The sequence below is a fragment of the Streptomyces sp. NPDC053673 genome, assembly GCF_055585225.1.
In genome coordinates this window covers 174903-182923 of record NZ_JBVJKN010000016.1, presented here as the reverse complement: position 1 = coordinate 182923, position 8021 = coordinate 174903, and the positions used below count along the sequence as shown (strand labels likewise).

General features: G+C 70.4%; 6 protein-coding genes and 1 pseudogene. 3 read left to right on the top strand and 4 right to left on the bottom strand.

All coding sequences use genetic code 11. The features are described from left to right. From ACZ6ZQ_RS23310 to ACZ6ZQ_RS23295, 4 genes and pseudogenes are all read right to left on the bottom strand, one after another. A pseudogene (locus ACZ6ZQ_RS23310) lies at positions 1-125 on the bottom strand (ATP-binding protein); the annotation flags it as partial. Beyond that, positions 106-513: a DUF742 domain-containing protein gene (locus ACZ6ZQ_RS23305; protein WP_469770419.1), complete on the bottom strand. Its 408-nt coding sequence runs from the start codon at positions 511-513 to the stop codon at positions 106-108. The pseudogene ACZ6ZQ_RS23310 and the gene ACZ6ZQ_RS23305, both read right to left, overlap by 20 nt. Positions 514-671: 158 nt before the next feature. Continuing rightward, entirely contained in the window at positions 672-1085 is a 414-nt protein-coding gene (locus ACZ6ZQ_RS23300) for a roadblock/LC7 domain-containing protein (RefSeq protein ID WP_266384487.1), read from the bottom strand. Between the two features lie 9 nt (positions 1086-1094). Then, positions 1095-4763 (bottom strand): sensor histidine kinase, encoded by a 3669-nt coding sequence (locus ACZ6ZQ_RS23295; protein ID WP_469770418.1) that lies wholly within the window; start codon positions 4761-4763, stop codon positions 1095-1097. A 539-nt stretch (positions 4764-5302) separates the two neighbouring features. Here ACZ6ZQ_RS23295 and ACZ6ZQ_RS23290 point away from each other — a divergent pair. The 3 genes from ACZ6ZQ_RS23290 to gltX all read left to right on the top strand — a co-directional run bounded on the left by ACZ6ZQ_RS23290 (position 5303) and on the right by gltX (position 7823). Continuing rightward, entirely contained in the window at positions 5303-5479 is a 177-nt protein-coding gene (locus ACZ6ZQ_RS23290; RefSeq protein WP_469770417.1) for a hypothetical protein, read from the top strand. An 81-nt stretch (positions 5480-5560) separates the two neighbouring features. After that, entirely contained in the window at positions 5561-6358 is a 798-nt protein-coding gene (locus tag ACZ6ZQ_RS23285) for a fumarylacetoacetate hydrolase family protein (protein WP_469770416.1), read from the top strand. Further along, positions 6351-7823, top strand: coding sequence for a glutamate--tRNA ligase (gene gltX, locus ACZ6ZQ_RS23280; RefSeq protein ID WP_469770415.1), 1473 nt, complete (start codon positions 6351-6353; stop codon positions 7821-7823). The genes ACZ6ZQ_RS23285 and gltX overlap by 8 nt, the downstream gene beginning before the upstream one ends. The last annotated feature ends 198 nt before the right edge of the window (positions 7824-8021 follow it).

Below are 8021 nucleotides of genomic sequence, written 5' to 3'. Positions count from 1 at the left end.
AGCGGGTTGATCTCCGAGACGGCGCCGACGAACGTGGTCTTGCCCACGCCGAAGCCGCCCGCCACCACGATCTTCGCGCTGGTGGTTGAGCGGGCAGCTCCGCCGCTAGATCTTGCGAAGTCCACTGAGCACCCTTTCGAGCAGTGTCACGTCCGGCGTGCCGCCGGCCTCTCCGTTGCCCGGCTGGTGGATCGCCACCATCCCCGCCTCCGCCAGGTCGGCCACGAGGATCCGGGCCACACCGAGCGGCATCGACAGCAGCGCCGACACCTCCGCCACCGACTTGACCTCGCGGCACAGGTGGCAGATCCGCTGGTGCTCCGGCAGCAGGGTCGCGAGGTGTGCGGGGTCGGCCGTGGTGCTGACCAGCGCCTCTATGGCGAGCTGGTAGCGCGGCCGGGTCCGGCCGCCGGTCATCGCATACGGACGAACCAGCGGCTGGTCGCCTTCAAGTCCGTAGTCGGCGTCCATGGAGACACCGTACGGATCGTGAGAGGCGGGGGGCGGGGTCATGAATCCTCCGGGCGTGACAGCAAGTGGTCGGCTGTGCCGTCTGACTGGGCCGGTGGGGGGCCGGATGGGGCGGCCTGACGGTGAGTAGGCGGTATGAGGGGTACCGGGGCTTTACCTGGGGCGCACACCTTTGTGCGGCAGGCGTCCTGAGGGGGGTTCTAGTGCAGCAGACTTCCCTGGAGCTCGGCACGCAGGTCCGGGGTGAGGACAGTACCGGCACGGTCGACCAGCAGGGCCATCTCGTAGCCCACGAGACCGATGTCGCAGTCAGGGTGGGCGAGCACGGCCAGCGAAGAGCCGTCCGAGACCGACATGATGAAGAGGAACCCCCGCTCCATCTCCACCACGGTCTGGTTGACGGGCCCGCCTTCGAAGATGCGGGACGCGCCCGCGGTCAACGAGGTCAGACCGGATGCGACGGCCGCCAGCTGGTCGGCTCGGTCGCGGGGGAACCCCTCGGACATCGCCAGCAGGAGTCCGTCGGCGGAGACCACCACGGTGTGGGACACCCCAGGGGTGTTGTCCACGAAGTTGGTGATCAACCAGTTCAGATTCTGCGCCGCCTGGCTCATCGGGCTCAACTAACGCTCCTGCTGGTGAGTGGGGCCGACGTTGAAGCTGCCGGTGTTGCCGGAGCCGCCCGCCTGACGACCTTGCTGGATTCCCCGACGGAGATTGGTCAGCCGGCCCCGAACGTCATCGGGGGCGCGGGAGACCTGAGGACCGGACTGGTGGTTCTGCTCCTGCGCCGTCCCGGGCACCAGGTTGGCGCGCGGCACCCGCTTGGGCAGACCCGAGGTGGTGATACCGCCGGCCGCGGGCTTGCGGATCCGCTCGGCCTGGCGCACCAGCTCGTCGTTGGGCGAGGTGCGCCAGGCGGCACCGCTCGCGTTGTGCTGGCCGGTCTGCCCGGCCTGGCCCTGCTGGCCCGCGGGACCACCGGCCGGACGGCGCGGCGGCATCGCCTGGGCAGGACGCCCGGCGGGCGGCTGCTGCGGTGCGGCAGGGGGCTGTGCGCCCCCGCCGGCCTGTCCGCCCGGGCCGCCGTGGAACCAGTTCGTCTCCAGCGTGTCGTACAGCGGCGTACGGCCGTCACCCGGGCCGGCCGGCGGCAGTGCCTCCGGCTGCGGCTGCGCGGGCAGGCTCGCGGCGGGCGGACGCGGGGCGCCGAAATCGGCGGTGTCCCGGCCGCGCTGGCGCGGGGCTCCCGGCTGACCGTGCGCGGGCGCCGGGGGACGCTGCTGTCCGCCGTAGCCTCCGGTGGGGGAGGCGGCCCCGAAGTCCGGACGCGCGAACTGCTCCGTGGCCGCCGGGTCCTGTCCGCCGGGGCGGGGGCCTCCCCCGTAGCCTTCGGCACGGGTGGTGCCCCCAGCGTCGGGACGCGCGAACTCGGCCGTGGAGCCGGGGCCCTGCCGGTCGCCCGCCGCGCCCATCGGGCGGGCGTACTGGCCGGTGGTCTCGGGCTCCTCGTGGCCGCGCGGGGCGTCGAGCGGCGGACGCTGCTGCGGGGCCGACGGCTGCTCGTTGCCCCAACTGGTGGCCTGCGGGCGCTGCGCCTGAGGGCCGCTGCCGGGCAGCTCGGCGCGCGGGGCACCGGGCGACGGCAGCTGACGGCCGCGGTCGCCGCCCGCCTGGGCGGTGTGCCGGCCGGAGTTGCGGCCACGGCCGCCCTGGCCGGTCAGCCCGGACTGACGTGATTCATTACGGTCCTGCGCGCCCGGTGCCGAAGTGGCACCCTGCCGCCCGCGGCCGCTGTCCGCGCCGAACCCACCCGCGGGGGCGGTGCCGCCCTGACGGGAGAAGTCCTGGCGCGCGGCGTCCTGCCCCGGGCCGCCCTGCTGCGGGCCACCCTGGAAGGGGGCACCGTCGCGCGCGGGAAGGGCCGCACGCGGAGCCGATCCGGCGCCGACCTGGCCGCGCGGCGCACCGGAACCCAGCAGCCCGCCGGAGCCGGCCGAAGGACCGCCGCCGAGACCGGGACGGCCGCCCCCGGCCGAGCCCGGACCGCCGGTCAGCCGACCGCCGCCCGTGGGCCCCTGCGGCACGGCGCCCTGGCCACCGGCACCGGGCTTGGCCGGGGGCTTCTTGCCGCCGTGCGCGACATCGACGGGGAGCATGACCAGCGCGGTCGTACCACCGGAGTCGGAGGGGCGGAGCTGGATCCGGATGCCGTGCCGCAGGGACAGGCGGCCGACCACGAACAGACCCATGCGGCGGGAGACCGAGACGTCCACGGTGGGCGGCGACGCGAGCCGCTCGTTGATCGCGGCCAGGTCCTCGGGGGAGAGGCCGATACCGGTGTCGTGGATCTCGACGAGGACGCGGCCGTCCGGCAGCGCGTGGCCGGTCACCCGGACCTTGGTCTGCGGAGAGGAGAACGAGGTGGCGTTCTCCAGCAGCTCGGCGAGGAGGTGCACGAGGTCGTTGACGACGCGGCCGGCGACCTCGGTCGCCGGGACGGCGGCCAGTTCGATGCGCTCGTACTGCTCCACCTCGGAGGCGGCGGCACGGAGCACGTCGACGAGCGGGACGGGCCGGGTCCAGCGGCGGCCCGGCTCCTCGCCCGCGAGGACGAGGAGGTTTTCGCCGTTACGGCGCATACGGGTCGCGAGGTGGTCCAGCTTGAACAGGGAGGACAGCTGGTCCGGGTCGGCCTCGCGGGACTCCAGCTCGGAGATCAGCGACAGCTGACGCTGGATGAGACCCTGGGAGCGGCGCGAGAGGTTGGTGAACATCGCGTTGACGTTGCCCCGCAGCAGGGCCTGCTCGGCGGCGAGGCGGACCGCCTCGCGGTGCACGTCGTCGAAGGCCGCGGCCACCTTGCCGATCTCGTCCCGGGAGTGCACACCGACGGACTCGACGGTGGTGTCGACGTCCTGCGGGTCGGACTCGGAGAGCTGCTTGACCAGTTCGGGCAGGCGGTCCTGGGCGACCTTGGTGGCCGTGTCCTGCAGCCGGCGCAGCGAGCGGATCATGGACCGCGCCACGACGAAGGCGCCGACGAGCGACACACCGAGCACGATCAGGATCAGCGCACCGTTGATGATGGCGTCCTGCTGCGACTCCTGCTTGAGCTCGCGGGCCTTGCTCTCCATCTCACCGAGAAGCGTCTTCTCGATGGTGTTCATCGCGTCGATCTTGGTGTCGGCCTGGTCGGTCCAGTCCTTGTAGGTGCGGCGCTCCCCGCGCTCGAGACCACCCGGAGTGCGCAGCACCCGGGTCGCGTAGTCGTTGGCCTCGGAGATCTCGGTGTTGCCGTCCTCGAGCGGCTTCGTCAGCTCCTCGACGTCACCGCCGAGTCCGGAGTAGATCCGCTTGAAGGAGTCCAGTTCGGTGCCCTCGTTGGTACGGGCGTCCTCACCGGTGAGGCGGTCGTTCTCCGTCATGCTGCCGACCGAGTTGGCGGTCGGGGGGAGCGCGGCGGCGATGATCGCCCGCTGGATCGACGCGTACTCCTTGGCGGAGGAGAACGCGGCCAGCGCACGGGTCCGCTTGATCATGTCCGGGTTGTTGGTCGCCTGGGCCATGTCCTGGGACAGGCTGAGCAGCGACTCGATCAGACGGCTGTACTGGGTGACCGTCTGGGAGTGCGTGACGCCGTTGTCGTAGGCGTCCTTGCGGATCTCGTTGATCGTGTTGACCTGCTGGGCGATCTGACTGACGTTGGAGTGGATGCTCTCCAGCGCGTCGTCGCCCGAGGTGTCACCGATGCTTACGGTCGCGGCGAGGAAGGACTGCCGCTTGCGGTCGGTGTCCTTGCGCGGCTGGGCGACGTCGAACGCCGCCACATCGCCCTGGTGGGACATCGGGCCGGCCGCGTGGTCGCGCTCCTTCTGGAGCGCCTCGGCGAGGGCGGTCGCTTCCTTGGTCAGCTTCGTGAGCAGCTGCATGTGGTCGAGCTGCTCGATGTCGCTCATGGACTCGTTGATACGGAGTCCGCCCAGCGTGGTCGCCGCGACGACGGGGAGTGCGAGCAGGGAGACCAGTCGGGTGCTGATGCGCCAGTTGCGCAGGGCTATTCGCGAGCCTGTGTCGGACGGGCCCTTGGACTTGGACTTGGACTTGGGCTTGGGGCGGTCCGCGGACTCGGGAGCGGCCGCAGCGCTCGCACCGGAGCGCGGCCCGTGATCACCGCCATCGCCCGCCGGTCCCTGGTTCTGGGTGTGCTGGGGCGAGGAGCCGCGGTCGGTCCCGCCGTGCGACTCCTGTTCAGCCGCAGCGCTGCCATCCCTCTTGAATCGTCCCTGCACTAGCGTCGCAACCTCTGGACCAGGCGTCCCTCCGCAGAACGGCGGGACGGTGTCGGCGTCGTGGGGCGGTGGAGGCGCCCCATGGTGGTCGTGGAGTGACCGGCGCTCCTCCCCCTTCCCGCCGCCACTCGGCGCTGCGTTGCGCCCCCTGCGCGCCGGTCTGAAACCCGCGGCGGTGCGTGGAATTCCAGCACAGTGCCGGATCTCCAACAAGAGCCGTGTACCGGGCTGTGACCTGAGTGACACGTTGTGAGCAACGTGTCACGAACCGTAGAAAGTGATCCTGGATGAATCGGACGTTTGCTGACGAGTCGCTTACGGGTGGGGGGTGTCCCAGTCGACATGATCAGGAGCGGAATGGCGCATTCAGCTATGCAATGTCCGTTTCCAGTGGGGTCACTTGCTGTCCGAAATGACGGAATTAACCGCCAAGCCGTGAGCAAACTCACATGGAGATCGTTGAGTCCCCCATGCTTTCGCAGGCAATTGGATGTTTAGCCTGACGCTTTACAAGCAACGGCACTCTGACTAGGCGAGCGATGAAGACGACGATGATGTTCCGCAACATAGCCAACCCCCGCCGCACGACGCTGGCGCACCTCGAGGACGCCGACGAACTGCAGCGCGAGGTCCAGCCGGAACAGTCGGCCGAACTCCCCGCCCGGACCGCCAACCCCCGCCGCACCACCCTCATGGACGCCCCGGTGGCGCCGTAATACGGGAGGTCGGGCCCCTCTCGCGCGTTAGCCTGGAGCGTCAGACTCCAGCCAGCGGAAGTAGAGGGGCGCGAGGCACCCGTGCGCATCGCCAGATTCTCCATCGACGGCAATGTCGCCTTCGGCGCGGTCGAGGGGGAGGGAACCGGCGACCCGTCCGGTCTCGTCCTCGACATCATCAAGGGCATTCCCTACACGGACTTCGAGCTCTCGGGCACGAAGGTCCCGCTGAGCCAGGTCCGGCTGCTGCCGCCCGTCCTCCCCAACAAGGTCGTGGCCATCGGCCGCAACTATGCGGAGCACGCGGCGGAGCTCGGCAACGAGGTGCCCGAGGTCCCGGTCGCCTTCTTCAAGCCCACCACCTCGGTGATCGGCTCCGGCGACGCGATCGAGTACCCCTCCTTCTCCAACGAGCTGCACCACGAGGCCGAGCTCGCCGTCGTGATCGGCCGGATGTGCCGCGAGGTCCCGCGCGAACGCGTCAAGGACGTCATCTTCGGCTACACCTGCGCCAACGACGTGACTGCCCGTGACGCCCAGCAGCGCGAGAAGCAGTGGGCCCGCGCCAAGGGCTTCGACACCTCGTGCCCGCTCGGCCCCTGGGTGGAGACCGGCCTCGACCCGGCGGCGATCGCCGAGGGCCTCGCCATCCAGTGCACGGTCAACGGCGAGCAGCGACAGCTGGGTCGTACGAGCGACATGATCCGCTCCATCGAGGATCTGGTCGTCCACATCACGGAGGCCATGACGCTCCTTCCCGGGGACGTCATCCTCACCGGCACCCCCGCCGGGGTCGGCCCCCTCAACGTCGGCGACGAAGTCGCCGTCACCATCGAAGGCATCGGCACTCTCACCAACAAGGTGATCAAGCGTGGCTAACGCGATCCGCGTACGTTTCTGTCCCTCGCCGACCGGCAACCCCCATGTGGGCCTGGTCCGCACCGCCCTGTTCAACTGGGCGTTCGCCCGGCACCACCAGGGCACCATGGTCTTCCGTATCGAGGACACCGACGCGGCCCGCGACTCCGAGGAGTCGTACAACCAGCTGCTCGACTCGATGCGCTGGCTCGGCCTCGACTGGGACGAGGGCCCCGAGATCGGTGGCCCGCACGCCCCGTACCGCCAGTCGCAGCGCATGGACCTCTACAAGGACATCGCGCAGAAGCTGCTCGCCGGTGGTTACGCGTACCACTGCTACTGCAGTGTCACCGAACTGGACCAGCGCCGCGAGGCCGCCCGCGCCGCCGGCAAGCCGTCCGGCTACGACGGCCACTGCCGCGACCTGACCGAGGAGCAGAAGGCCGTCTACGTGCGCGAGGGCCGCGAGGCGATCGTGCGCTTCCGGATGCCCGACGAGCCGATCACCTTCACCGACCTGGTCCGCGGCGAGCTCACCTTCACCCCGGAGAACGTGCCGGACTACGGCATCGTCCGGGCCAGCGGAGCCCCCCTCTACACGCTCGTCAACCCCGTCGACGACGCGCTGATGGAGATCACGCACGTGCTGCGCGGTGAGGACCTGCTGTCCTCCACCCCGCGCCAGATCGCGCTCTACAAGGCGCTGATCGAGCTCGGCGTCGCCAAGGAGATCCCGGCCTTCGGTCACCTGCCGTACGTGATGGGCGAGGGCAACAAGAAGCTCTCCAAGCGTGACCCGCAGGCCTCGCTCAACCTCTACCGGGAGCGCGGCTTCCTCCCGGAGGGCCTGCTCAACTACCTCTCCCTGCTGGGCTGGTCGTTCTCGGCCGACCAGGACATCTTCACGGTCGCCGAGCTGATCGAGAAGTTCGACATCGCGGACGTCAATGCCAACCCGGCCCGCTTCGACCTGAAGAAGGCCGAGGCGATCAACGCGGACCACATCCGCCGGCTCGATGTGAAGGCGTTCACCGAGGCCTGCGAGCCCTGGCTGACGGCCCCGCACGCCAACTGGGCACCCGAGGACTTCGACCGGGCCGCCTGGGAGGCGATCGCCCCGTACGCCCAGACCCGCCTCACGGTCCTCTCCGACATCACCGCCAACGTCGACTTCCTCTTCCTGGAGGAGCCGGTCGAGGACGAGGCGTCCTGGCAGAAGGCGATGAAGGAGGGCTCGGACGCCCTGCTGCGCACCGCCCGCGAGAAGCTGGACGCCGCGGACTGGACGAGCCCGGAGTCGCTGAAGGAGGCGGTCCTGGCCGCGGGCGAGGCGCACGGCCTCAAGCTCGGCAAGGCCCAGGCCCCGGTCCGCGTCGCGGTCACCGGCCGCACGGTGGGTCTGCCGCTCTTCGAGTCCCTGGAGATCCTGGGCAAGGAGCGCACGCTGGCCCGCATCGACGCGGCGCTGGCGAAGCTGGCGGCGTAAGGGGTTCCCGTACGGCCTTCAGGGGCGGCAGCCGGTACGGCTGCCGCCCCTCCGTCGTTGTCGGAGGCCGCGGCCAGGGTCTGTCCGGTGGGTCAGACCGGCGCCCAGGATCCCCCCCCGCACAGGCCCTGGGCTTCTTCGTCCTCCCGTGGGAGGCGGTCACTGCACCGGCGTAGCCTCGGATCATGCCGATCCGAG